This is a genomic window from Ruegeria sp. CDSC025 (assembly GCF_059610805.1).
This window is the reverse complement of record NZ_JBXWOJ010000001.1, coordinates 569253-592421: the sequence shown is the minus strand read 5'-3', so window position 1 is coordinate 592421 and position 23169 is coordinate 569253. Positions and strand designations below refer to the sequence as shown.

The 23169-nt window shown below is 56.7% G+C and carries 23 protein-coding genes and 1 tRNA gene; 14 read left to right on the top strand and 10 right to left on the bottom strand.

Translation table 11 applies throughout. From position 1 onward, the window contains the following. Positions 1-177 precede the first annotated feature (177 nt). From AC2FH8_RS02980 to AC2FH8_RS02965, 4 genes are all read left to right on the top strand, one after another. A complete protein-coding gene (locus AC2FH8_RS02980) occupies positions 178-705 on the top strand; it encodes an outer membrane protein (RefSeq protein ID WP_496688174.1) in 528 nt (175 codons plus the stop codon). A gap of 318 nt (positions 706-1023) precedes the next feature. Beyond that, a complete protein-coding gene (gene cysS, locus AC2FH8_RS02975; protein WP_496688172.1) occupies positions 1024-2424 on the top strand; it encodes a cysteine--tRNA ligase in 1401 nt (466 codons plus the stop codon). Beyond that, complete coding sequence (gene cimA, locus AC2FH8_RS02970) at positions 2421-4055, top strand: citramalate synthase (RefSeq protein WP_496688170.1); 1635 nt, start codon at positions 2421-2423, stop codon at positions 4053-4055. The genes cysS and cimA overlap by 4 nt, the downstream gene beginning before the upstream one ends. Before the next feature lie 2 nt (positions 4056-4057). Then, positions 4058-4834, top strand: a complete 777-nt coding sequence (locus AC2FH8_RS02965; RefSeq protein ID WP_282027478.1) for a squalene/phytoene synthase family protein — start codon at positions 4058-4060, stop codon at positions 4832-4834. Positions 4835-4837: 3 nt separating this feature from the next. On the opposite strand, the gene AC2FH8_RS02960 is transcribed toward AC2FH8_RS02965, so the two are convergent. Then, complete coding sequence (locus AC2FH8_RS02960) at positions 4838-6064, bottom strand: MFS transporter (protein ID WP_282027388.1); 1227 nt, start codon at positions 6062-6064, stop codon at positions 4838-4840. Positions 6065-6160: 96 nt separating this feature from the next. Here AC2FH8_RS02960 and AC2FH8_RS02955 point away from each other — a divergent pair, with 96 nt between their 5' ends. From AC2FH8_RS02955 to AC2FH8_RS02940, 4 genes are read left to right on the top strand one after another with little or no spacing between them, the layout of a single operon-like run. Further along, positions 6161-6793: a DNA-3-methyladenine glycosylase family protein gene (locus tag AC2FH8_RS02955; protein ID WP_282021224.1), complete on the top strand. Its 633-nt coding sequence runs from the start codon at positions 6161-6163 to the stop codon at positions 6791-6793. Next, the gene (locus AC2FH8_RS02950; RefSeq protein WP_142633653.1) at positions 6790-7455 is read left to right on the top strand and encodes an alpha/beta hydrolase; all 666 of its coding nucleotides are present in this window, start codon (positions 6790-6792) and stop codon (positions 7453-7455) included. Before AC2FH8_RS02955 ends, AC2FH8_RS02950 begins: the two co-directional genes overlap by 4 nt. A gap of 3 nt (positions 7456-7458) precedes the next feature. After that, positions 7459-7962: a GNAT family N-acetyltransferase gene (locus AC2FH8_RS02945; RefSeq protein WP_281972058.1), complete on the top strand. Its 504-nt coding sequence runs from the start codon at positions 7459-7461 to the stop codon at positions 7960-7962. Further along, positions 7956-8258 carry a putative quinol monooxygenase gene (locus tag AC2FH8_RS02940; RefSeq protein ID WP_496688167.1) on the top strand — a complete coding sequence of 101 codons (303 nt, stop codon included), beginning with the start codon at positions 7956-7958 and terminating at the stop codon, positions 8256-8258. Before AC2FH8_RS02945 ends, AC2FH8_RS02940 begins: the two co-directional genes overlap by 7 nt. Positions 8259-8260: 2 nt before the next feature. Here the strand turns inward: AC2FH8_RS02940 and AC2FH8_RS02935 are convergent, their stop codons facing one another. Together AC2FH8_RS02935 and AC2FH8_RS02930 are read right to left on the bottom strand one after the other, a co-directional pair. Next, positions 8261-8686, bottom strand: a complete 426-nt coding sequence (locus tag AC2FH8_RS02935; protein WP_281994582.1) for a VOC family protein — start codon at positions 8684-8686, stop codon at positions 8261-8263. A gap of 31 nt (positions 8687-8717) precedes the next feature. Then, positions 8718-9323, bottom strand: a complete 606-nt coding sequence (locus AC2FH8_RS02930) for a pseudouridine synthase (protein ID WP_142633661.1) — start codon at positions 9321-9323, stop codon at positions 8718-8720. Positions 9324-9533: 210 nt separating this feature from the next. Between AC2FH8_RS02930 and AC2FH8_RS02925 the strand changes: the two genes are divergently transcribed. Then, positions 9534-10121 carry an HNH endonuclease gene (locus tag AC2FH8_RS02925; RefSeq protein WP_142633663.1) on the top strand — a complete coding sequence of 196 codons (588 nt, stop codon included), beginning with the start codon at positions 9534-9536 and terminating at the stop codon, positions 10119-10121. On the opposite strand, the gene AC2FH8_RS02920 is transcribed toward AC2FH8_RS02925, so the two are convergent. Together AC2FH8_RS02920 and AC2FH8_RS02915 are read right to left on the bottom strand one after the other, a co-directional pair. Then, entirely contained in the window at positions 10118-10585 is a 468-nt protein-coding gene (locus AC2FH8_RS02920; RefSeq protein WP_496688164.1) for a disulfide bond formation protein B, read from the bottom strand. The two genes, AC2FH8_RS02925 and AC2FH8_RS02920, sit on opposite strands and share 4 nt — an antisense overlap. Next, a complete protein-coding gene (locus tag AC2FH8_RS02915; RefSeq protein WP_496688162.1) occupies positions 10582-11160 on the bottom strand; it encodes a YqaA family protein in 579 nt (192 codons plus the stop codon). Before AC2FH8_RS02915 ends, AC2FH8_RS02920 begins: the two co-directional genes overlap by 4 nt. A gap of 145 nt (positions 11161-11305) precedes the next feature. Here AC2FH8_RS02915 and AC2FH8_RS02910 point away from each other — a divergent pair. The 4 genes from AC2FH8_RS02910 (at position 11306) to AC2FH8_RS02895 (ending at position 15897) form a co-directional block, all read left to right on the top strand. After that, positions 11306-11391: transfer RNA gene (locus AC2FH8_RS02910), tRNA-Leu, on the top strand. A gap of 398 nt (positions 11392-11789) precedes the next feature. Then, the gene (locus tag AC2FH8_RS02905; protein ID WP_281994583.1) at positions 11790-12758 is read left to right on the top strand and encodes a TAXI family TRAP transporter solute-binding subunit; all 969 of its coding nucleotides are present in this window, start codon (positions 11790-11792) and stop codon (positions 12756-12758) included. A gap of 101 nt (positions 12759-12859) precedes the next feature. Further along, entirely contained in the window at positions 12860-15469 is a 2610-nt protein-coding gene (locus AC2FH8_RS02900; protein ID WP_281972064.1) for a TRAP transporter permease, read from the top strand. Then, positions 15466-15897 (top strand): universal stress protein, encoded by a 432-nt coding sequence (locus AC2FH8_RS02895; protein WP_142633674.1) that lies wholly within the window; start codon positions 15466-15468, stop codon positions 15895-15897. Before AC2FH8_RS02900 ends, AC2FH8_RS02895 begins: the two co-directional genes overlap by 4 nt. A 1-nt stretch (position 15898) precedes the next feature. Here the strand turns inward: AC2FH8_RS02895 and AC2FH8_RS02890 are convergent, their stop codons facing one another. Genes AC2FH8_RS02890 through AC2FH8_RS02880 form a run of 3 tightly spaced genes read right to left on the bottom strand, consistent with a single transcriptional unit; the run spans position 15899 to position 19987 of the window. Then, on the bottom strand, positions 15899-16939 hold the full coding sequence (locus AC2FH8_RS02890) for a lipocalin-like domain-containing protein (RefSeq protein ID WP_142633676.1): 1041 nt from the start codon (positions 16937-16939) through the stop codon (positions 15899-15901). After that, the gene (locus tag AC2FH8_RS02885) at positions 16929-19343 is read right to left on the bottom strand and encodes an ABC transporter permease (protein WP_496688159.1); all 2415 of its coding nucleotides are present in this window, start codon (positions 19341-19343) and stop codon (positions 16929-16931) included. The genes AC2FH8_RS02890 and AC2FH8_RS02885 overlap by 11 nt, the downstream gene beginning before the upstream one ends. After that, positions 19340-19987: an ABC transporter ATP-binding protein gene (locus AC2FH8_RS02880; RefSeq protein ID WP_496688157.1), complete on the bottom strand. Its 648-nt coding sequence runs from the start codon at positions 19985-19987 to the stop codon at positions 19340-19342. The genes AC2FH8_RS02885 and AC2FH8_RS02880 overlap by 4 nt, the downstream gene beginning before the upstream one ends. 160 nt (positions 19988-20147) lie before the next feature. On the opposite strand from AC2FH8_RS02880, the gene AC2FH8_RS02875 reads away from it, so the two are divergent. Beyond that, entirely contained in the window at positions 20148-20582 is a 435-nt protein-coding gene (locus AC2FH8_RS02875; protein WP_142633682.1) for an ion channel, read from the top strand. Here the strand turns inward: AC2FH8_RS02875 and cls are convergent. Continuing rightward, complete coding sequence (cls, locus tag AC2FH8_RS02870; protein WP_142633684.1) at positions 20579-21991, bottom strand: cardiolipin synthase; 1413 nt, start codon at positions 21989-21991, stop codon at positions 20579-20581. The two genes, AC2FH8_RS02875 and cls, sit on opposite strands and share 4 nt — an antisense overlap. Before the next feature lie 59 nt (positions 21992-22050). Then, positions 22051-23139 carry an AI-2E family transporter gene (locus AC2FH8_RS02865; protein WP_142633686.1) on the bottom strand — a complete coding sequence of 363 codons (1089 nt, stop codon included), beginning with the start codon at positions 23137-23139 and terminating at the stop codon, positions 22051-22053. Positions 23140-23169 lie beyond the last annotated feature (30 nt).

Genomic DNA, 23169 nt, shown 5'->3' with positions numbered 1-23169 from the left:
AAGCAAATTCTCAAGTGATTGTTGCCTAAAGATATTTTTCCCCGAGGCGGTCGAAATCTGCTATAATTTCTCTGCTTACTTGAATTGGGCCACTAGGCTAAACACTTTTTTAACGAATGCGGCCCAGTTTGTAGCAAATTGATCTGAATACTCGAAAGCATTTCTGAAAGGTTTTTGGTGAATCGTAGGAAGGTGCATATCGCATTAATTGTTGCTCTGGCGACATCCGGCTTCTCACCGGCTTTGGCCGAGGATTGGAGCGGTGCCTATGCGGGATTCAGCTTTGGCTATGCTGATGCAGACGGGCCGAATGGTTCAAGCGGCAGCGACACCAGCTTTGGTCCTCATCTCGGGTATGACTTTGATTTCGGCAAGTTCGTGTTGGGTGGTGAGCTTGAGTATAACCGGCTGTCGCTGAATCTTGGTCAGGGCGAAGGCAGTCTGGATAGCATGACCCGGCTGAAACTGCGCGGCGGATACGATTTCGGTAATGCGTTGGGATATGTAGTTATCGGTGCGGCGCGCGTGGATTCCACGGTCGAAAACGATACCGCAGCGGTTTATGGCATTGGTGTCGCTTATCCGATTGGCAATAATTTCGTCATCAGCGGTGAGGCGCTGCGCCAGAATTTCAATGACGTTACCCGATCGAATGGGGGGCTGGATTCGAATGTGTTCAATCTGCGTACGACATTTCGGTTCTAGCAAGATTTCCAGATTGAATCTGATCTGAGCTGCCGAATTCACGACTATGAAGGTCTGGCGTTTGCGGAGCATGGCGTCGATTTCCTGTTCCAATTCAGGGCGTTCGCCAATCACTCCCCGGTCATGATAGAACGTAAGGCTTGGCGCGGCGGGATAGCCGTGCTAGAGGATGATCCATGAACCAGATGACCTGCATCATTATCTGCTGCATTACCTGCTGATTTATCAAGCGGGCCGGTTTCTTTCGTTTTCTTCCCTGAGACAAGTTGCTAAGCCCGCGCCAACGCGAGACGCTATGCCGTTCTTAGGAGCCGACAGATGAAGACGATCAAACTGCACAACACACGGACACGGACAAAAGAGGATTTCGTTCCGATCAGCGCCGACAATGTGCGGATGTATGTCTGTGGACCTACCGTCTATGACCGTGCCCATCTGGGTAACGCGCGGCCCGTGGTCGTGTTTGATGTGCTCTATCGTTTGCTGCGGCATGTTTATGGCGCAGATCATGTGACCTATGTGCGCAATTTCACCGATGTGGATGACAAGATCAACGCGACCGCGTTGTCTCGACAGAAGGCCGGGGCCAAAGGGTCGCTGGAGGATTTGGTGCAGGAACGATCGGATGAAACCATTGGCTGGTATCTGCACGACATGGGCGCGCTGGGGGCGTTGGAGCCGACCGAGATGCCGCGCGCGACGCAATATATTACTCAAATGGTCGCGATGATCGAGGATCTGATTGCCAAGGGTCACGCCTATGCGGCCGAAGGGCATGTTCTGTTCGCGGTGGACAGTTGGAAAGAGCAGTACGGAGCCCTGTCCGGTCGGTCCGTGGATGATATGATCGCGGGTGCTCGGGTCGAAGTTGCGCCGTATAAGAAGAACCCGATGGATTTCGTTCTGTGGAAACCGTCTACCGACGAGTTGCCCGGGTGGGAGTCTCCTTGGGGTCGAGGGCGTCCGGGTTGGCATATCGAATGCTCGGCCATGAGCTATGAGCTGTTGGGTGAGAGCTTTGACATTCACGGTGGTGGCAACGATCTGATGTTTCCGCACCATGAAAACGAGATCGCCCAGAGCAAATGCGCCCACCCGCATGGCGAGTTTGCGCGCGTTTGGCTGCACAATGAGATGTTGCAGGTCGAAGGCAAGAAAATGTCCAAATCGCTGGGCAACTTCTTCACCGTGCACGATCTTCTGGAGCAGGGCGTGCCCGGTGAGGTGATCCGCTTTGTCTTTTTGCAGACCCATTATCGCAAGCCGATGGACTGGACCGAGAAAAAGGCGCGTGAAGCCGAGGCAACGCTGCGCAAGTGGCGGGCGCTGACAGCAGACATCGAGCCCGCCGCCAGCGCGGCGCCCGCGGTCATCGCTGCGCTGAGCGATGATCTGAACACAGCGGGCGCCATCACCGAGCTATACCGGCTGGCGTCCGAAGGTGACCATGCAAGCCTGTTGGCTGGCGCCCAGGTTATGGGGCTGTTGATGCCCGAAATGGGTGCATGGGCCGATCTGGCCTCAGTGGATTTGGGGTCGTATGCGGATAAACTGGCAGAAGCGCGGGCCGGGGCGATGCAGAGCAAGGATTTCTCAGAGGTGGATCGCCTGAAAGCAGTATATGTGGCAGCTGGCCTTGAAGTGCGGATGAGCAAAGAAGGTGTAGAGTTGGTTCCTGGTACCGGCTTTGACCTTACCAAGTTGGAGGGAGTGTTATGACAAAAACTCGCCTCTACCTCTACGACACCACCTTGCGCGATGGGCAGCAGACGCAGGGCGTGCAGTTCTCGACCGCTGAGAAGGTGCAGATCGCGCAGGCGCTGGACGAGTTGGGTGTGGATTACATCGAAGGTGGTTGGCCCGGTGCGAACCCGACTGACAGTGCGTTTTTTGATGCCGCGCCGAAAACTGCGGCGCGGTTGACCGCTTTTGGGATGACCAAACGCGCGGGTCGGTCGGCTGAGAATGACGATGTTCTTGCGGCGGTGATGAACGCTGGCACGAAGGCAGTGTGTCTTGTGGGCAAGTCGCATGATTACCACGTGACCCAGGCGCTGGGGATCACTCTGGAGGAGAATGTCGAGAACGTGCGCGCCTCGGTTGCGCATATCGTGGCGCAGGGGCGTGAGGCGCTTTTTGACGCCGAGCATTTCTTTGATGGCTACAGGGACAATCCCGGATATGCGGTCCAGGTTTGCAAGGCCGCTTTAGAGGCCGGAGCTCGCTGGGTTGTTCTGTGTGACACCAATGGGGGCGCATTGCCCGGTGAAGTGTCGCGGGTTGTGGCCGAGGTGATTGCCGCAGGCCTGCCCGGGGATCGTTTGGGCATTCATACGCATAATGATACGGAAAATGCGGTTGCATGCTCTCTGGCTGCTGTGGATGCGGGCGTGCGTCAGGTTCAGGGAACGCTGAACGGGTTGGGCGAGCGTTGCGGGAATGCAAATCTGACCGCCTTGATCCCGACCTTGTTGCTGAAAGAGCCTTATGTGTCGCAGTTTGATATCGGGGTCAGCGTCGGGGCCTTGGCGGGTCTGACTCGGGTCAGCCGTATGTTGGACGAAATCCTGAACCGGGTGCCCAGCAAGCAGGCGGCCTATGTGGGTGCGTCGGCTTTTGCACATAAGGCGGGGCTGCATGCCAGCGCGATCCTGAAGGATCCGTCGACATACGAACATGTCGATCCGGCGACTGTCGGCAATGCACGGATCATCCCGATGTCGAACCAGGCGGGGCAGTCGAATCTGCGTAAACGCCTGACTGAGGCCGGCCTGAGCGTGGAAAGTGGTGATCCGGCGCTGGGGCGCATTCTTGACCGGATCAAGCAACGCGAGGCCGAAGGCTATTCTTATGACACCGCCCAGGCCAGTTTTGAGCTGTTGGCGCGCGATGAGCTGGGCCAGTTGCCCGCGTTTTTCGAGGTCAAACGCTATAAGGTCACGGTCGAGCGGCGTAAGAACAAATACGACAAGATGGTCAGCCTGTCCGAGGCCGTTGTCGTGGTAAAAGTCGACGGGGAAAAGAAGCTGTCGGTCAGTGAATCTCTGGACGAAGATGGCAGCGACCGGGGTCCGGTGAACGCTTTGGCCAAGGCTCTGGCCAAGGATCTGGGGCAATATTCGCGGATATTGGACGACATGCATCTGGTCGATTTCAAGGTGCGGATCACCCAAGGCGGAACCGAGGCCGTGACGCGGGTCATCATCGACAGCGAAGACGGGCAGGGGCGGCGCTGGTCAACTGTCGGGGTCAGCGCGAACATAGTGGATGCGTCGTTTGAGGCCCTATTGGATGCGATCCAGTGGAAGCTTGTACGGGATTGCCGTCCTCGGGCGGTGGTGGCCGAGTGACGGTGCAGTTCAATGACGATCTGAAGGCCTGTGCTGCATTGGTGCATCGCGCCGATCCGGACCGGTTCATGGCGGCGATGGCCGCGCCGGTTGCCGCACGTTCGGTTCTGTTTCCGATCTATGCCCTGAATGTCGAGGTCGCCCGAGCGCCCTGGGTCACGCAAGAGGCGATGATTGCCGAAATGCGCCTGCAATGGTGGCGCGATGCATTGCAGGAAATTGCTGAAGGTCCGACTGTGCGTCGACATGAGGTCGTGACGCCGTTATCGCAGGTTCTTTCCCCACATCTGGCGGTGATGCTGGATGAATACGTGGCCGTAAGGCGCTGGGATATTTATCGCGATCCTTTCGAGGACGAGGCCCATTTCGAGGCCTACCTCAATCACAGCTCAGCCAGTTTGATGGTCGCGTCGGCGCAATCTTTGGGTGAGGCCGACGAGCCTGTGTTGCGAGATTTCGGCTATGCCGTTGGCGTGGCGAACTGGTTGCGCGCAATCCCGGATCTTGAAGCGCGCAGGCGTATTCCTTTGTTGGATGGAACACCCGATGCAGTGCGCGCTCTGGCGCAAAAGGCTCTGAACCGGTTACGGCGCGCACAGGGACAGCGTCTGGCGATTTCACCAGAGGCGCGCCCGGCGCTTTTGGCGGGTTGGCAATCTGAATGGGTGTTGCGCAAGGCGATTGCTCAGCCAGATCGCGTGGCCGCAGGGAATTTGATGCAGGGTGAGGTTCGGCGCCGGGTTTCCCTGATGTGGAAGGTGGTCCGGGGTCGCTGGTAGACCTCAGACCGTTTCGGGCTCGGACGGGCGCAGAACCAACCAAAGCAATGCGCCCCCGGCCAGAGTCAACAATGGAACCATGGCAAGGTTTACCGCGGTCCAGCCTTCAACCGGTGAGCCGCCAGAGCAGTTCATCAATCCACCCGAAGCAAGCGAAGCCAGTGTTACGCCACCGAATACCAGCAGGTCGTTCAGACCCTGCATGCGGCCACGCTCGTTGATGTCATGCGATGCCGCCAACATGGTGGTCGCGCCAATAAAGCCAAAATTCCATCCGACGCCCAGCAAGATCAGAGCGATGAAGAAGTTCTCAAGCTCAACCCCTTGCAAGGCGACAACGCCAGCACCGGCAAGGATTGCCAGACCAAGAGCTACGATCTTTTCGACGCCAAAACGGGCAATCAACTGGCCGGTGAAGAAACTGGGGATGTACATGGCGAGAACGTGAAAAGAGACCACATCTGCCGCGTCATTGGCTGTGTAGCCACAACCAACCACTGCCAGCGGAGTGGATGTCATGACCAGATTCATCAACGCATAAGAAACCATTGCGCAGATGATGGCCACGGCGATGCGCGGCGTCTTTAGCATCTCAAGCCGGGTGCGTCCGGTCGGGGCCCCCTCAGCGGCTTTTGCAGGCGTGGGGATGTCCAGAAAGAAAAACAAGACCGAACCCAGAATGTTGAGCACAATCACCGCCAGATAGGTGCCCAGGAATGGGATCACATAGGCGGTCGAGGTCAGCTTAACGATTTGGGGGCCAATGAGCGCGGCGGCCAGACCGCCGGCCATGACGTATGAGATTGCCTTAGGGCGAAAGGCGTCCGAGGCTGTGTCCGCGGCGGCAAAGCGATAGAATCCGTGCGCGCTCATATAGATGCCGGTCAGCAGACTGCCCGCCAGGAAGACCGGGAACGAGGCCAGATACAAACCGTAGGCCCCAACCAGCCCCCCGCAGGCACCTGCCGTTGCCCCAACCAGAAACCCTGCGCGCCGTCCCCAGCGTTGCATTATGGCCGAAATCGGTGTTGCCGCCAGCATTGACCCCAGCACGATCAGCGAGATGGGCAGGGTTGCTAGACAGGCATTGGTGGCCAGCGACTGCCCGGCCAGACCGCCAACAATAAAGATCATCGGCATCTGCGATCCCAGAATGGCCTGAGCTGCGACCAGAACAGCGACATTACGCTTGGCCTGACTGTTATCCGGGATCGTGGGTGTCATTGTCATGCGCCAATGCGTAGCGATGAAAGCAGGGTCATACAAGACGGTTGCATCTGCGACAAAGCACCCTAACGTGCTGCTGACCAATTTGCCGGAGCGCGCATGTCCGTCGGACGTATCATTGAAACCCCCGATTGCGTGGCCGAGGGGGCCAAGTGGCTGGCCGAGACCTGTCCGCGCATGGCCTATGCGATGGACCAGACCGGGCCTTTGCCGCTGCGCCGTAAGCCTGACGGGTTTGCCCAGCTGCTAAGTGCGATTGTCAGCCAACAGGTCAGTGTGGCCTCGGCGAACGCCATCTGGAAACGACTGCAAGATGCAAAACTGACGGGCCCACGCAAAATCATGTGGGCCACCGATGAGGATTTGCGTGCGGTGGGCCTTAGCCGCCAAAAGGTCAGATATGCCCGAGCGCTTGCGGAGGCTCGTATTGATTACAAGGCGTTACGCGACGCACCTGATGAGGATGTTGTGGCGATCCTGACCGAAATTTCAGGCATAGGCGTCTGGACTGCCGAGATTTACGCGATGTTTTCTCTGGGCCGTGCCGATGTGATTGCACCGGGCGACCTTGCGCTGCAAGAGGCCGCGCGCATCCTCTATGATTTACCCAAGCGCCCTACGGATAAAGAACTGCGCCGGATGGCCGAAGCGTGGTCACCCTGGCGGTCGGTTGCAGCGCGGGTGTTGTGGGCCTATTACCGGGTCGCAAAAGAACGAGAAGGGATCAGATGACACGGGTTTTGAATGCGCTCCGAAAAGAGCCGGTTTCGGGCGATACGCGCTCGGTCGTGGTGTTCGTGCATGGCTATGGCGCCAACGGGGCCGACTTGCTGGGGCTGGCCGATGTGTTGGGCGAGCACTTGCCGGACACGCTGTTCGTTGCCCCTGACGCGCCCGAGCAGATCCCGGGTATGCCCAATGGCTTTCAGTGGTTCCCGATCCCGTGGATTGATGGCTCTTCCGAAGAAGAATCGCGCCGCGGGATGGAAATGGCGGCGGATGACTTCGACGCTTTCCTCGATGCGTTGATGGTGGACGAAGACGTTCTGCCCGAGCAGGTGGTTCTGTTCGGATTTTCGCAAGGCACGATGATGAGCCTGCATGTCGCCCCGCGCCGCGAGGACCCAGTGGCCGGGATAGTAGCCATTTCAGGACGCCTTCTGGAACCCGATTTGCTGCCGGATGAAACAGTCAGCCGCATGCCGGTCCTACTGGTACATGGCGACGCCGATGACGTCGTGCCGCCACAATCATTGCCCGAAGCCGCCGAGGCCCTGCAAGCGGCTGAGTTCAAAGAGGTCTATGCCCATGTCATGAAGGGCACCGGCCACGGTATTGCCCCGGATGGTCTTAGCGTCGCACTGGCTTTCATGCGTGACAAGCTGAGCCTTTAAGCAATGATTGCGGTCCGCCCCATGATGCCCGAGGATGTCGCAGCAGCTTGCGATTTGCTCAACCAGATCATCGCCATTGGTGGTACGACCGCGTTCGAAACCCCTTTCTCCGAGGCGCAGTTTGCGCAGAGTTATCTATTGGGTCTCGATAAGATTTGCAGCCATGTGGCGATGGACGCGCAAGGTGAGGTTGCCGGGTTTCAATGGCTTGGGGTGAATGACGCACTGCCCGACGATTGTGCTGACATTGCGACCTTCACCCGCCGCGAACCGGTTTTGAAGGGGGCAGGGCGTGCCTTGTTTGAAGAAACCGCCAAATTTGCCGTAGGGGTTGGGCTCGGTTCCATCAGCGCGACAATAAGGGCTGATAACCGGATGGGCCTGAACTATTACGAGAAGATGGGATTCCAAGATTACTCGGTTGATTTTGGTGTGCCCCTTCGTGACGGCACGCCGGTCGACAGGATTACCAAACGGATTGATCTGAGATTGGAGATACCATGCTGATCGTAACCGGAACTATCGAAATTACGCCGGAAGGTGTCGAAGCTGCCAGAAAAGCTGCGCAGGAAATGGTTGCCAAGACGGTGAAGGAAGCAGGCTGCACGGTCTATGAATTCAGCCAGATTCTGGGTCATGCCAATCGGTTTCGGATCTACGAAGAATGGGAAAGTCAGGCCGCGCTCGAGGAGCATTTTGCCACACCGCACATGGCAACATTTCAGGCGGTGCTGGGCAAGGTCGGAGTGACTGAAAGTCTAATCTATCGGATCACGGGAGGTGACAAGAAACCGCTGCGGTGATCCTAGTCCCATAAGGAAGGCTCGGCGAATTCGATGGAATTCCCGGACGGGTCGCGAACGTATAGAGACAGTATTCCGTTCGGCCATTCAAATTCAGCGTCTACGGGCACGTTCCAGTCTATAAGATGTTTTCGCATCACCGCGATTTGCGCGCGCGCCATGCCAAAGCAGGCATGACCCGGACCTTGGGCGCCATGGGCGGGAACAGGCAGGCGCGGGTTGCCCGGAGGTTTTTCGGTCTCTGCCGCATTGAATAGCAGCAACACTGAACCACCCACCTTGTAGAACACATGCCGGTTGGCGACACGCTGGATTTGCTCAAGCGCCAGAACGTCCCCATAGAAATGCTCTGCAGCATCCAGGTCGTCGACATAAAGTGACGCTTCTAAAAGGCCGGTTGGCTGCGGAATGTCAGGTGATACCTTCATTCCTCTATCCTATCACAATTAGGCGTATCGGTCACCGACGTGGGCGCCGGTCCCGTTTGCGCGAAGAAGATGGCGCGAGGGCAGGCATAGATAGGCTATCCCATTGCCCCGGCTCAAGCCCGTCCAATGTCCAGTCGCCAATCCGGGCGCGGATCAGTCGAAGGGTCGGGTGCCCAACGGCCGCCGTCATCCGGCGCACTTGCCTGTTTCGACCTTCTCGAAGGACCAGTTCGACCCAACAATCCGACACCGTCTGCCGCACTCTGATCGGCGGGTCGCGCGGCCATAATGCCTCGGGCTGATCCATCAATCGCGCCTTGGCAGGGCGGGTCAAGCCCTCCTTCAGCTCAACACCATCGCGCAGGGCTTTTAGGGCGGAGGCGTCTGGCTCTCCTTCGACCTGCACCCAATAGGTCTTAGCCATTTTATGCTTGGGATCGGCTATCTGCGCCTGAAGGCGACCATTGTCGGTCAACAGCATCAAACCTTCGCTATCGCGGTCCAATCGCCCGGCCGGATACACATCCGGCAGATCAATGAAATCCGACAGCGTCCTGCGCGGAGACTCCGCATTCGCGCGATCCGTGAACTGTGGCAATACATCGAATGGTTTATTGAAGCGGATGAACCAGGACATTACCCGCCATAGCCCGGCGATCGAATTGGTGCAACCTGTGGATAACTGTCATCGGCCTGTTACGGATTCGGAATACTCAATCCCCGAGATATTGTGGAAACTCAGGGCTTGTCAGAGCTTTAACACGATATATAGTAAAGCTAAGGCCGGGGCGGGGGTTCTCCGCTCTGATGTCAAAATAGGCAGAGCAGAGCGTGGAGCGATTCTGATATGGACGGAGACTTCAGGACCGAATTTGTCAGGGAACCCGGTGCGCTCAAGCATCATCCGGCATTGGTTTTGAACGCCGATTACCGCCCCTTGTCCTACTATCCACTATCGCTCTGGCCGTGGCAGGAGGCCATAAAAGCTGCCTGGCTGGACAGGGTGGATATCGTCGCCGAATATGACGAAGTTGTCCGAAGCCCGAGCACCGAAATACGAATACCCTCGGTCGTTGTGCTGAAAGATTATGTAAAACCCAGAAAGCGCGTGGCCTTCACGCGCTTTAATTTATTTCTGAGGGATGAATTCCGCTGCCAATACTGTGGCAGCCGTGGGGATCTGACCTTTGATCACGTGATCCCGCGCGCGGCGGGCGGGGTGACAAGCTGGCAGAACGTTGTTGCGGCCTGTAGCCCATGTAACTTGCGCAAAGGGTCTAAATCACTGCGGCAAGCAGGAATGACATTGCGCAAGCCTCCGCGGCAGCCGGATGCCGAGGCTTTGCGCAACGTTGGACGAAAATTCCCACCGAACCACCTGCATGACAGTTGGATCGACTTTCTCTATTGGGATGCGGAACTGGACGAGCTCTAACGGCCTTCACGCAACGCGGCGGACCAGAGCAGAACCAGAACGAAAGACAAAGCGGCATTCCATCCGGCCATTGAAACACCAAATAACTCCCATGGAATATCATCACAGCGTACCAGTGGTGCCGACATGATCTGATCCAGCAGTTCTTCTGCCGACAGACCGCCGATGCTGCTTGATGTGCAGCTTGACGGACCTTCCCACAAACCGCGTTCTACACCAGCGTGATAGACACCAATGACCGCAGTAGACAGCGCCGCCAGTGCACCCAATAGGGGCAAGACAGACTGTCGTGGCAATGCCAGCGCCACAGCGCCGATCAGGATGGCGACGCCATGTGGATAGCGTTGCCAAATGCACAGTTTGCAAGGTGGAAGCCCGCCAAGATACTGAAAGGCAAAGGCGCCAAGTAACAACGCCATAGACCCAAGCGTCGCAATCAGGATCAGTAAATTTCGTCGTGTCATAAGAATTTCACCGCTAGGAAACCGCCAAACAGAAGGATGATAAACAGGGAAAACATTAGGCCCAGCCGCTTTTCTATAAAGCTGCGGATCGGCTCTCCGAAGCCCCAAAGCAAACCTGCGACAATGAAAAACCGTATCGCTCGGGCCAGAATCGAGGTGGCAATGAAGGTGCCCAGGGGCATCCCTGTCCAGCCGGACATGATGGTGATGACCTTATAGGGAAAAGGCGTAACCCCAGCGGCCAGAACAGCCCAGAAACCAAAGTCATTGAACCGTGTGTTGAACTCTTCCATGGCGTGGGCTTTGCCCATGGATTCAAGGATGGGCTGGCCGAGGCTTTCATAAAAGAACGCGCCGATTGCATAGCCTAACATTCCGCCCAAAACCGAAGCTACCAGTGCTACAGAAGCAATCAGCCAGGCCCGGGAGGGTCGGGCAAGGATCATGGGAATCATCAGAACGTCCGGCGGTATCGGAAAGAAAGAGCTTTCGATGAAGGAAACAATAGCCAGCACCCACAAGGCATTCGGGTGTTCTGCCAGGCGAATGGTCCAGTCATAAAGAGGTCGCAGCATCAGGTGCAATTTCCCTGTACATGTGTTGGGTAAGCCAAATCATGCGCCCCGCAGGCCGTCAACCTTGCAGGCTGGAACATTCCTCAATCAGGGTGTTTTTTGCCTCTGGACCTTCTCGATTTTGAACGCTAATTCAGTGTCCGTGGCCCAAGTGGCGGAATGGTAGACGCAGGGGATTCAAAATCCCCCGGTAGTGATACCGTGCCGGTTCGAGTCCGGCCTTGGGTACCAAAGTAAAAACAGAGGGTTAGGGGAACCTGCCTTCTGTTTTTTCTTTCCGGTAGTTCTAATTGCTCGCATTCCCAACTCACACGTTCGCGTTTTGGTCAGAGTTCCCGATGTCAAAAGCGCATAATTGGATTTGTTTGCGGTCACTGCGGGGCAGATGCGCAAGAAAAGCGTCAAAGGCGGGGAAAATTCAGGGGGGCTTGTCAAATCTGAGGATACGCCTGCTTTGGTGACCTGCTGGCCTTGACAAGCTAATGCTCAGAATGAAACCTCTTACGGGTTGGGAGATTCTGAAAAATCAAAGATATGCCTGCTGCATAGCGGGCGTTATTGCATATCGCAGGGCCATTTATCCGGCGCTTTGATGTGTCTCCCACCAGAAAAATAATGGGAGTTCACTTATGAAAAACAGCAGCAAGCTTAGCCTCGGCGCGGTTGTCACGGCGGCTCTGATGGCGCCTGCGGCCTATGCCGAAGAGTTTATCACGATCGGCACAGGTGGCGTGACCGGGGTGTATTACCCAACTGGCGGTGCAATCTGTCGTCTGGTCAACAAAGGGCGTAAGGAACATGGTGTGCGCTGCTCGGTCGAATCGACCGGCGGTTCTGTGTACAACATCAACACCATTCGCGAAGGCGAGCTGGAGTTTGGTGTTGCGCAGTCCGACTGGCAGTACCATGCCTATAACGGCAGCTCGAAATTCGAAGAGGCAGGCCCGTTTGAAAACCTGCGCGCCGTCTTCTCGGTTCACCCCGAACCGTTTACCGTTGTGGCCCGTGCCGATTCCGGTGTGACCAATTTCGAAGACCTGAAAGGCAAGCGCGTAAATATCGGTAACCCCGGATCCGGTCAGCGTGGCACCATGGAGGTTCTGCTGGGCGAAATGGGCTGGTCCACTGACGATTTCGAACTGGCGACCGAGTTGAAGGCGGCGGAACAGTCTGCGGCGCTTTGCGACAATCAGATTGACGCAATGGTCTATACCGTGGGTCACCCCTCGGGCTCGATTCAAGAAGCCACCACGGCTTGCGACTCGGTTCTGGTCAATGTCAGCGGCGAGGCCGTGGACAAGCTGGTCAACGACAACTCGTTCTACCGTACTGCTACCATTCCCGGCGGCATGTACCGCGGGTCGGATGGTGAGACCGCGACATTCGGCGTTGGCGCGACCTTCGTGACTTCGGCGGATGTGTCGGATGATGCGGTTTATGCGGTTGTCAGCTCGGTTTTCGAGAACTTCGATGACTTCAAAAAGCTTCACCCGGCATTTGCCAACCTCAAGCCCGAAGAGATGATCGCGGACGGCTTGTCGGCTCCGCTGCATCCGGGTGCCGAGAAGTACTATAAAGAAAAAGGCTGGATTCAATAAGCCAGACCTGACGCGGGGTGCCCGTCGGGCGCCCCGCACAAAACCCGTATCAAGCGGGTGATTCAGAAGGCCGCAAATGGCCACGACGGGGAGACATTTTCATGAGTTCCGAGACACAATCGAACCGCCCGCTATCCGAAGAAGAACTACAGGATCTGGTCGCATCTTCAGATGCCGGAGGGCGTAATCCGGTTGGGAATGTAGGCGTTTTCCTTGCGATCGTGGCGGCGATCTGGTCGATCTTTCAGGTCGTACTTGCTTCGCCCCTGGCGAACTATGTGTTGCCCGGCAGCGTGGTTAACAATTCGCGTCAGTTTCACCTGGCCTTTGCGATGTTTCTGGCCTTTGCAGCCTATCCGGCGCTGAAATCCAGCCCACGGGATTATATCCCTGTGCAGGATTGGATCATGGGGCTGCTAGGCGCGTTTGTGGCGCTGTACGGATATTTCTTCTACACCAAGATCGTTGATGCCGGAGGGCTGGCAGACGATACAGACAAATGGATCGCCCTGGGTGGGCTATTACTGTTGTTCGAGGCCGCGCGCCGCGCGCTTGGCCCGGCGATGGCGATTATTGCGACGATCTTTTTGGCCTATGTCTTCTTTGGATCATCCGAATGGGTGCCCGAAGTCATCCGCTGGAAGGGCGCCAGCCTGAAAAAGGCGATGAGCCATATGTGGATCACCTCCGAGGGCGTGTTCGGAATCGCCTTGGGTGTTTCGACCAAGTTTGTATTCCTGTTCGTTCTGTTTGGCGCCTTGCTGGATAAGGCCGGGGCAGGGAACTATTTCATCAAGATGGCCTTTGGCGCGCTGGGTCACCTGCGCGGCGGCCCCGCCAAGGCGGCGGTTGTGGGCTCAGCTGCGACCGGCCTGATCTCGGGCTCGTCCATCGCAAACGTTGTGACCACTGGTACCTTCACCATTCCATTGATGAAACGCGTTGGGTTCAGCAGCGAACAGGCAGGTTCGGTCGAGGTTGCCTCTTCGGTGAACGGGCAGATCATGCCACCCGTCATGGGCGCTGCAGCCTTCTTGATGGTAGAATATGTGGGAATTTCCTATGTCGAGGTGATCACCCACGCCTTCCTGCCAGCGGCGATCTCGTACATTGCTTTGGTCTATATCGTGCATCTCGAAGCCGTAAAGCGGAACATGCCTACGTTGGGCGACCGCGAAGTGAAACTGGCACGTACCGTGGTTGGTATGTTCTCGTTCTTCATTGTCTTTGCTGGGCTCTGCTATGGCTCTCAATTCCCTGTGGAAGCAGTGACAAATTGGATGCCGAACTCGGCCGGTCTGGTCCTCAGCCTGATCATCTGCGCAATTTACGTGGCGCTGCTGTACCTGGCCGCACAGGTGCCCGATCTGGAACCCGATGACCCGAATGCCAAAGAGGTGACGCTGCCGGTCATTAGCGAGATCTACAAGGCGGGCCTGCACTACCTTCTGCCGATCATCGTGCTGGTCTATTTCCTGATGATTGAACAGAAATCGCCCGGTCTTTCGGCCTTTTGGGCCACGTCCTTGCTGTTTGTGATCCTGCTGACGCAGAAACCGCTGAAGGCGATGTTCCGGGGGCAAAGCAACCTCTACAACGCGTTCATCGACGGTGTCGCGGATCTGTGGCAGGGCATGATCGACGGCGCGCGCAACATGATCGGTATCGCGCTGGCGACGGCCACGGCGGGTGTGATCGTTGGTACCGTGACCCTGACCGGTGTGGGCCAGGTGATGGCCGATCTGGTCGAGTTCCTGTCGGGTGGCAATCTGATCCTGATGCTGATCATGGTCGGTATCCTCAGCCTGATCCTGGGCATGGGCCTGCCGACCACTGCGAACTATATCGTCGTCAGTTCTTTGATGGCCGGTGTGGTCGTGGAGCTGGGCGCGCAGAGCGGGCTGATTGTGCCGCTGATCGCGGTGCATCTGTTCGTCTTCTACTTTGGCATCATGGCGGATGTGACACCGCCCGTGGGGCTGGCCAGTTTCGCGGCTGCGGCTGTATCGGGGGGCGATGCGATCAAGACCGGATTCATCGCCTTCTTCTATAGCCTGCGCACGGTCGCGTTGCCGTTTGTCTTCATCTTCAACACAGACCTTCTGTTGATTGATGTGACCTGGGTCGAAGGGATAATCGTTGCGATATTTGCGACGATAGCGATCCTTGTCTTTACGGCGGGCACGATGGGCTACTTCCTGACCCGCAGCCGGATCTATGAAAGCGTTGCCTTGGTCGCGGTTGCTTTCGCACTATTCCGTCCGGATTACTTTATGGACAGGATTTCACCCCCATATCAGACCGTTGAACCGGCTGCATTCACCGAAACGATCGGGGAAACACCGCCCGGAACCGAGGTGCGTCTGGTCATCAGCGGCCCGGATTTCGACACGCTTGAGATGGTGGATACCACGGTTGTCGTCTCTGTCGGTGACGAAGACGGCGGTCCTGCACGGGTTGATGCGATGGGTCTACTGCTGATCGAAGAGGACGGTCTGATCAAACTGGAAGAGCCGCTGTTCGGCGCGCCTGTTGCAGATGATCTGAGCATCTTCGACTATTACGGGGATGAGGCCGTGCGCCTGACCTCGGTCAGCCTGCCGTCAAGCCAGCCACCCAAGCAACTGGTCTATATCCCGGCGATGATCCTGTTGGGTCTGATCGCCTTCCTGCAACGCGGCCGTGCCGCCAGACAAGGGGTGCCCGCATGACACGTTCTGTTCTGTGTGCTGTTGATATCAGCAATGGCAAAATTGATGGCCCGGTCCTTCAAAAGGCCGCTGCATTGGCCGATTTGGAGGGGGCGCAGCTGGATGTGGTCAGTGTTCTGCCCGATTTTGGAGAAAGCTGGGTGTCCGGCTTTTTCCAGGCGGATTTCCATGAAAAGGCATTGGCTGAGGCGCAGAAACAACTGACCGAGCTGTGCGCATCAACATTGGGCAGTGAGCGCAATGAAAAGATCCGCCATGTGGTGGCCACGGGCACGGCCTATCAGGAGATCCTGAGAACCGCAGAAAGCGCCGGATCTGACCTGATCGTCATTGGGGCGCATAAGCCGGACTTCAAGGATTACCTGCTGGGTCCGAATGCTGCGCGCGTCGTGCGGCATTCGACAGTCTCGGTCTACGTGGTGCGATGATCTAATACCCGGTCATTTCAAGATAGCCACGGCCTGAATGGCTGCCTGAGACCGTAACGGGGCCCTCCCAATAGGCAAAGCTGGTTGCCATCCAGGCTTTGGGTGTCAGGGCGCTGACGACAATATCCACCCCGCGGGCGGGGAGTGTGACACGCCATTCAATCGGGATATCCCGGTCAGCGACATGAGCGGTCTGAAGCGGTTCAAAAGAAACGGAGCCATCGGCAAGCGCGGTGGTTTCGCCATCCTTGCCGATCCACGTGGCAGAGGTGAAATCCTCAGCCTCTCCGCGCAGGCGAAAGGCCATTAACTTATCGCCGCCTTCAAAGCTGAGCGAGAACCAATCCCATCCGCTTTGATCCTCGGCCAAGGGCTGCGAGGACCATTCCCGATCCAGCCAACCCTGTCCGGTTACCGCAACATCCCCATCCGGCAGATGCACTGTGCCTGTCAGGTCGAAAAACGGCTGTGAATAGTAATGACTTGCCTGCCCCTGCGTAGACTTGACCGAATACCCGGCATCCCCGTGAAAGACCAAAGGTCCCGTTGCGCGCATTGACAGATCGTATCCGAACTCAGAACCGTTGGCCCTAATCTTCAGCGCATTAAAGTCGGGTCCGCGCATGTACCATTCGTCGATCCAGGCTTCGAATGGGGTGGCGGTTACCCCGGCCTGACCGATACCGCCCCGCGACAGGCGTTCAGCAAAGTAATGGGCATCAGGGGTGGTCAAGGCGGCATGGCCCAACCACAACTGCGGACTTTGCCAGGATTGCTCTTCATAGGGTTTCAGCGCCGAGCGGAACAAAGTCCATTGTACTCCGTAATCGCGCCCGTCTTCTCCTTTCAGGTTCGCGGTCAGATACCACCATTCGATCTTGAAAGTGGGATGGGGACCGTGATCCTGCGGAAAGCTCAACTGATACCCAAGCTGGGGGACGTCGAACCCGTCGGCCTCACCTCCAAGACCGGCAAAGCCCTGCGCCCGAAGTTGGGCGGGCAATAGCAGGGCCAGAATTAGGAACCAGACTTTAGCGTTCATTGGCAAACACTCTTAACAACTCGGCAGGCGGGATGCTCAGCAACCGAAGGGCTGGAACCGCAGCGGCGATAACAGCGGCCAGTAAGGTCAGAAGAAATAGATAGAACCAGTCGCTTGGGAATAGGTACATTGGTAACCGCCAGCCAAACGCCTCGACATTGATGACCGTCAGCAACGTCCAGGCCAGAACTAACCCAAGCGGCAAGGCCAGCGCGGCGGTCAGAGAGGCGAGAAGCACGCTCTGCGTCAGTTCAAACCGCGCCAGTTGCGCCCGCGTCAGGCCAAGCGCCCAGACCGGTGCGATCTGAGGCAGCCGTTGTGTCCAAAGCGTCAGCAGGCTGGTCAGAATTGCAAATCCAGCAACCCCGAGCGTCAGGATATTCAGCGCAGAGGTCACCACAAATGTGTCTTCGAAGATTTCCGTGGATCGGGCCTTCATGTCTGCTTGATGAACGACTGCCTGCGGAGGAAGGTCAAATTCCGCCCGAAGCCTTTCGGCAACATCGCTGGCCTGATCAGGGGGCATGCGAACGCCATATCGCCGTTCCTCGGTATTGGGTGCGATATCTTCCAAAAGCTCCATCGACACGATGGCCTGTCCGGTTGGATTGCCATAATCAGAATAGACTCCTGCAATGACCAGCTTGTGACCCGGGCGGAGCGTGATTTGATCTCCGGGCCACAAATTGGATCTGCGCGCAAGCTGTTCGTTGATCAGAACGGCGGTTCCGGACATCACCTGATCCCATACTCCGGGCACTGAGGCGATCAGCGGCCAGTTTTCTTGATAAACCGGATTGTTCACCACCCCGTAAAGAAACAAGGGGCCGCTTCCGTGCGCCAGCTCGACGCTGCGGATCGGCAAAACGGCGTCGACCTGAGGCAGCAGCCATTTCTTGATGTCCTGCGCCTGTTGTTCGTCGGCTGCGGTTATGTACAGTTCTGATGTCAGTCGTTGGTCAAGCCACCCAGTAAATGTCAGCCGGAAACTCGACACCATGGTTCCAACGCCGATATTTGCGGCCAACGCCAACATCAATGCCATCAGGGCCAAAGAGAGACCGGGCAGTTGCGCCTGCATGTCGGCGAATACCCATTGTCTGACCGGACCGTTCTGTAGCTTCTGAAGTCCGGTTACTGCGATCAGCAAGAGAAACGGTAAAATCAACGCAGAACCCGTCAGGATTCCGGCAACCAGCACGAACCCTGCGACCAAACCGTCGGCCACAAAGATTGAAACGATCCCCAACCCAATCAGGAATACTCCGATCAGAGCCAATCTTTTGGTTGCAGTGTCATCCCCCCGCCAGGCCTGCGGACCCGGGCTGGATAACAGCGGCAGCCGAGCCAATCGGAACAAAGCCTGAGAGCTGGCCAACAGCGTTCCAAACAGGGCCATGGCCAAGCCCGCGAGAACCCAGTGCAGTTGAAGCGAAAGCTGACCTTCAACTGGTGCACCATACAACCCGCGTAGGGTCGATGCCACGTCGGGCAGCAAGGCCCCGGCCAGCAGGAAACCCAGTACCAGACCGGCGCCCCCTCCAATCAGGGCCAGCAGCGAAAGTTCGGCCAGAATGATCCATACGATCTGACGCATCGGAACGCCCAGCGCACGTATTGTTCTGATAATTGCTCGGCGCTGTGCAAAGGCCAGCCCGACGGTGCCATGGACGATGAACAGCCCGACGGCAAAGGACAAAAGAGCAAAGGCAGACAGGTTGAGGTGGAAGCTCTCTGTCAGTTGCGCCGTGTCCAATCTGGTCGAGGCTGCAACGCGTGTCAGATCGGGGGCGATCTGCTCAAGCGATGGGATCGCTCGGGGCTGCTCTGGCAAGACGACCAGACGTGAAATCTGCCCCTTTTTGTCAAGCAGCTGTTCGGCAACGCCAATATCGGTAAAGACCAGATCCGGTGGCAGCGCGTCGCTGGACAGGATCGGGGGCAGGTTGCTGGCCTGCTGCAGAATCTGGGCCAGTTCCGGCGCGACCAGTATCCTGCCGGGCGCGGTCAGCATGTCTGCGGGATCAGGCGGCGTATCGCTTTGTTCCAGACGGCTGAGGGCGGGCAGGGGTGGAAAGGCGACCATGTCGACCCCCATGACCTGCAGATTGTGACCGCTATGGCGCCAACGCCCCTCAAGCACCGCGGCGATCTGCCAGCCAGCCCGACGCAAGCTGACATAATGGTCGATCGTCAAATTCCCCGAGGTGGCGTGCAATTCATCGTATTGACCAAATGAGAGTTGATCATTGGCCCGTTGATAGCTTGCCCGCGCCTCGGAATTTATGGCTTGAACTGCCGACCACAGCCCGGTCGCAAGCGCAATGCCGGTCAACAAGGTTAACAGCTGAAGCCAATGGGCACGCCAGTGCGACACCAACGCCTGTATGATGGCCAAAGTCACGAGATAAGGCCGCCGGACAGGCGAACCTGTTGGTCCAGACGGGCTGCTATGTCCTGCGAATGTGTCACCAAAAGCAGGGCTGCGCTGGTTTCGGCGACCAGCGCAAGCATCAAATCCAATACATTGGTACTTGCGACCTCATCCAGATTTCCTGTTGGTTCATCCGCGAGCAAAAGACTGGGGCGCGGCGCAAGGGCGCGTCCGATGGCAACGCGTTGCTGCTGGCCGCCTGACAGGTTCTCGGGAAAGCGGTCCAGCAGGTCCCGCAATCCCAGTTTGTCAGCAAGATGATCGCACCAGTCCGGATCATGTTTACTGGCAAGCCGGGCATGGAAGGACAGGTTTTGGCCGACCGTCAACGACGGGATCAGATTGAACTGTTGGAATACCAGGGCCACACGCTCGCGCCGAAGGGCTGCGCGCCCGGTATCGTCTAGTTTGGACAGGTTGGTTCCGCCCAGTGAGATTTCGCCCGCATCGAATATGTCCAGCGCACCTGCGAGATTTAGAAGCGTGCTTTTGCCACTGCCACTTTCCCCGGTTAGGGCAAGCGTTTGGCCATGGTCCAACGACAGAGATACTCCGTTCAAAATCGGTCGACCGTTTGCATATGATTTATGGACATCAGTTATTTTAAGCAGCATTCATAGGCGCCCTGTATTCTGCCACTCACAATTTGCAGCCGACCGAAGCCGTGTCCAGTTCAATGGCGCTATCGTTTCCATTCGTCGCAGACGCAGGGTTGCCCAATCCTGCAATTGAAGCGATTGTGACGAGACTTAAAAACAGAGGGGATGGGCACCGGTGACCTTATCCGAGCAGATTATCTGGGGAAGCGTTTATTTGGGTATCTGCTTTTTGATCGAAATTGCCCTGCTGACCTGGTGCATGCAGATCATCCGCGTGATGTCGATCAAACTGGAAAAAAGCAAAAGGTTTGTCACAATCGCCAGTCCGCTCTGTATCGCACTGATTTTTATCGTGATGATCCATACCTTTCAGGTCTGGCTTTGGGCGATTGTCTGGGTCTTTGGGGATGTTCTGGCGGACTGGAATTCGGCGCTGTATTTTTCCTTGGTGACGTTCACTACGCTGGGTTACGGCGACATTGTGTTAGGAGAGGGGCTGCGCATCTTTGGTGCATTTGCGTCGGTCACCGGGCTTTTGGCATTTGGGCTGTCCACAGCCTTTTTGGTCGCGGTCATGTCGCGGGTGCTGCAGGAAGAGTCGATCCTTTAAAGGATTGGTGCGAACAACCGCGCCAGAGGCGAGCCGAACCGAATATAGGCCGGTTGTTCGGGTAAGGTTTTGACCAGCTCATAGCTGGATTCAAAGTCCATTAGCAGCATGTCGTGAACTGCATGGGCCGCGTCCTTGTCAAAGAACAGGGCCATCGCCTCAAAATTCAGGCGGAAAGAGCGGTTGTCCAGATTGGTGGTGCCAACAGCGGTCAGGGTGTCGTCCACCAGAAATACTTTTTGATGCATGAATCCATCAGTGTACCGGTAGACCCGCGCGCCGCATTCCCTGATCTCGTCGAAATAGGCAAAGGCCGCCAGCCAAGGCAAGCGGTGATCAATCACGTCGGGAACCAGAATGCGAACATCTACCCCGCGCATTGCGGCGTGGCGTAGTGCGGTCATGATGTCGATATCAGGAACGAAATAGGGGGATGCGATCCACAATCGTTCCTTTGCTTCCGTGATTGCAGAAAAGAACATCATGGCGCCGGTTTCGGTTTCGTCCCCCGGACCTGTGGCGACGAGAAGGGCGTTCATGTCCTGATCAGATTCCTGACCCGCCCAGGCCAGTTGATCTATCAGGTCTTCTTGATGCGCCCAGTACCAGTCCTCTGTAAAGATCAGTTGTAGTTGGCGCACGATATGTCCAGTCAGCCTTATGTGTGTGTCCCGCCAATGTCCGAACTTTGCGGACTGACCGAGATATTCGTCGCCGACATTGTGGCCGCCGATAAAGCCGATTTCTCCGTCTATGATCACCGTTTTCCTGTGATTGCGATAGTTTAGCTGAAATCGCTGTCCTGGATGACGCTTTTCATGCTGACCGGCAACGTGAATTCCCGCCGCGCGCAGCGACGTGATGTAGCTTGTCGGTAGGCCATAACTGCCTACGGCGTCGGTCATAAAGCGAACTTGCACGCCGCGCTCTGCGGCAGCGATCAGTTTGCTTTGCAGTTGCCGCCCCAATCCGTCATCACGCACGATGTAGAACTGGACAAGCACATAGTCCTGAGCCGCGTCGATAGCCTGAAAGATAGCGTCAAAGGTTGCCTGCCCATCGACAAGCAAATCTGCACCGTTGCCGCGTGATATGGGAAGATGCGCAAGCTCTTCGAAAGGGAGCGGATTGATCGTGATCATGCCCGGATCTGGGCGCGAAAAATCCGCAAAGCTTTTTATCCCTTCGACAACAGTCTCAGCGTGCTTTCGGGCCAGGCGATACCCGCGAAAACGATGATGTCCCAGAAACAAGTACAGCGGTACGCCAGCTATCGGCGCCGAGATCAAAAAGACCACCCATCCCACGGCACCCTGCGGTGTGCGCGCTGTTTGAGCGGCGCGTATCGAAAAGACCGCGGCGGTCAGGTACAAACATAGGACAAAGAGGGAAACAAAGAGTGTCAGCATGGAGGATTCGATCCTGGCATTTTCCTTAGTGTTTCAAGTTGCATTGGGGATTGGCCTGTTCAGACTGTATTCCCCGATGGCGGCCCTTCGTCGCCGAGTTCACCATTCAGGGACATTAAAATTGCGATCGGGCGCAATGCGGGAATATGGCTGAAGATGATCAGGATGCAGACGGTCAGCGGAACGCTCAGGAAGGCTCCGATCAGACCCCAGACCGTAGTCCAGAACATAAGTGCCAGAATGACCAGAAATGTCGACATGTTCAGCGATCGGCCCAGCATGGCCGGGTCCAGAAAATTACCGATCATGAACTGAAGCGTGCCACAGCCGAAAACTATGATCAGAAACGGCCCGATACTTTCAAATTGAACCAGTGCAATCGCCGCTGGAAACAGAACCGCAATAATTGACCCAATCGAGGGTATGAAATTCAGGGCAAAGGTCAGCACTGCCCATGTCTCGGAATACTCAAGACCAAGGGTCTTGAAGACCACATAGCTGATTCCAGCCGTTATCAGGCTGATAAAGGTCTTCACTCCGACATAACGCTGCAGACTAAAGGAAATCGCGTCCAGAACCAAAGCGAACTCGGCACCGGTTTTAGGGTCACCGGCGGCCATACGGATCTTTTTGCGGAACGCCAGACGTTCGGCCATCAGGAAGGCAACGTAAAGGCTGATGAGGAAAAACTGGTTCAGCAAGGACGTTGCGCTGCCCAGCAACATCCGGGCGACGAAAGACATATCAATGTTGACCAGATTGTCCCTGATGAAGGCCGTGATATCGTTGCCCACAAGGTCGTTTATGCGGTTAACGGCCTCGTCGAACTGGCTTTCGTATGTATTGATCGAGCGTGCAAACTGCGTCGCCTGATTGCCCAGAATATACATGATCATGAACAACCCGACCAAAACCACGGTCACTCCAGCCAGGTTAGCCAACCAGACCGGAGCCTTGGTCAGCGCAATAACCCGGTCACTCAGCGCGATGATCAGGACGTTGATCAGCAAGGCCATGGTCAGCGGGATCAGAAAAGCGGAACCTGCATAAAGCCCCAATACGACCAGTGACACGACAATCGCGGTGTCGCGGACAACCGAAAGGCGCAACCTGTTCGGCATGCTTGGGTTCTGGTCGCTGGTTGGCATTTTTCGCCCGGCTTTGTGTAGGTTCCGTTT

What these genes read in the sequence shown, in the direction of transcription:
- AC2FH8_RS02890 (WP_142633676.1), bottom strand. Translation starts at nt 16,939, where the DNA reads ATGAACGCTAAAGTCTGGTTCCTAATTCTGGCCCTGCTATTGCCCGCC.
- AC2FH8_RS02950 (WP_142633653.1), top strand. Translation starts at nt 6,790, where the DNA reads ATGACACGGGTTTTGAATGCGCTCCGAAAAGAGCCGGTTTCGGGCGAT.
- cysS (WP_496688172.1), top strand. Translation starts at nt 1,024, where the DNA reads ATGAAGACGATCAAACTGCACAACACACGGACACGGACAAAAGAGGAT.
- AC2FH8_RS02940 (WP_496688167.1), top strand. Translation starts at nt 7,956, where the DNA reads ATGCTGATCGTAACCGGAACTATCGAAATTACGCCGGAAGGTGTCGAA.
- AC2FH8_RS02865 (WP_142633686.1), bottom strand. Translation starts at nt 23,139, where the DNA reads ATGCCAACCAGCGACCAGAACCCAAGCATGCCGAACAGGTTGCGCCTT.
- AC2FH8_RS02920 (WP_496688164.1), bottom strand. Translation starts at nt 10,585, where the DNA reads ATGACACGACGAAATTTACTGATCCTGATTGCGACGCTTGGGTCTATG.
- AC2FH8_RS02900 (WP_281972064.1), top strand. Translation starts at nt 12,860, where the DNA reads ATGAGTTCCGAGACACAATCGAACCGCCCGCTATCCGAAGAAGAACTA.
- AC2FH8_RS02945 (WP_281972058.1), top strand. Translation starts at nt 7,459, where the DNA reads ATGATTGCGGTCCGCCCCATGATGCCCGAGGATGTCGCAGCAGCTTGC.
- AC2FH8_RS02915 (WP_496688162.1), bottom strand. Translation starts at nt 11,160, where the DNA reads ATGCTGCGACCTCTTTATGACTGGACCATTCGCCTGGCAGAACACCCG.
- cls (WP_142633684.1), bottom strand. Translation starts at nt 21,991, where the DNA reads ATGCTGACACTCTTTGTTTCCCTCTTTGTCCTATGTTTGTACCTGACC.
- AC2FH8_RS02960 (WP_282027388.1), bottom strand. Translation starts at nt 6,064, where the DNA reads ATGACAATGACACCCACGATCCCGGATAACAGTCAGGCCAAGCGTAAT.
- AC2FH8_RS02930 (WP_142633661.1), bottom strand. Translation starts at nt 9,323, where the DNA reads ATGTCCTGGTTCATCCGCTTCAATAAACCATTCGATGTATTGCCACAG.
- cimA (WP_496688170.1), top strand. Translation starts at nt 2,421, where the DNA reads ATGACAAAAACTCGCCTCTACCTCTACGACACCACCTTGCGCGATGGG.
- AC2FH8_RS02925 (WP_142633663.1), top strand. Translation starts at nt 9,534, where the DNA reads ATGGACGGAGACTTCAGGACCGAATTTGTCAGGGAACCCGGTGCGCTC.
- AC2FH8_RS02895 (WP_142633674.1), top strand. Translation starts at nt 15,466, where the DNA reads ATGACACGTTCTGTTCTGTGTGCTGTTGATATCAGCAATGGCAAAATT.
- AC2FH8_RS02880 (WP_496688157.1), bottom strand. Translation starts at nt 19,987, where the DNA reads ATGCTGCTTAAAATAACTGATGTCCATAAATCATATGCAAACGGTCGA.
- AC2FH8_RS02905 (WP_281994583.1), top strand. Translation starts at nt 11,790, where the DNA reads ATGAAAAACAGCAGCAAGCTTAGCCTCGGCGCGGTTGTCACGGCGGCT.
- AC2FH8_RS02935 (WP_281994582.1), bottom strand. Translation starts at nt 8,686, where the DNA reads ATGAAGGTATCACCTGACATTCCGCAGCCAACCGGCCTTTTAGAAGCG.
- AC2FH8_RS02955 (WP_282021224.1), top strand. Translation starts at nt 6,161, where the DNA reads ATGTCCGTCGGACGTATCATTGAAACCCCCGATTGCGTGGCCGAGGGG.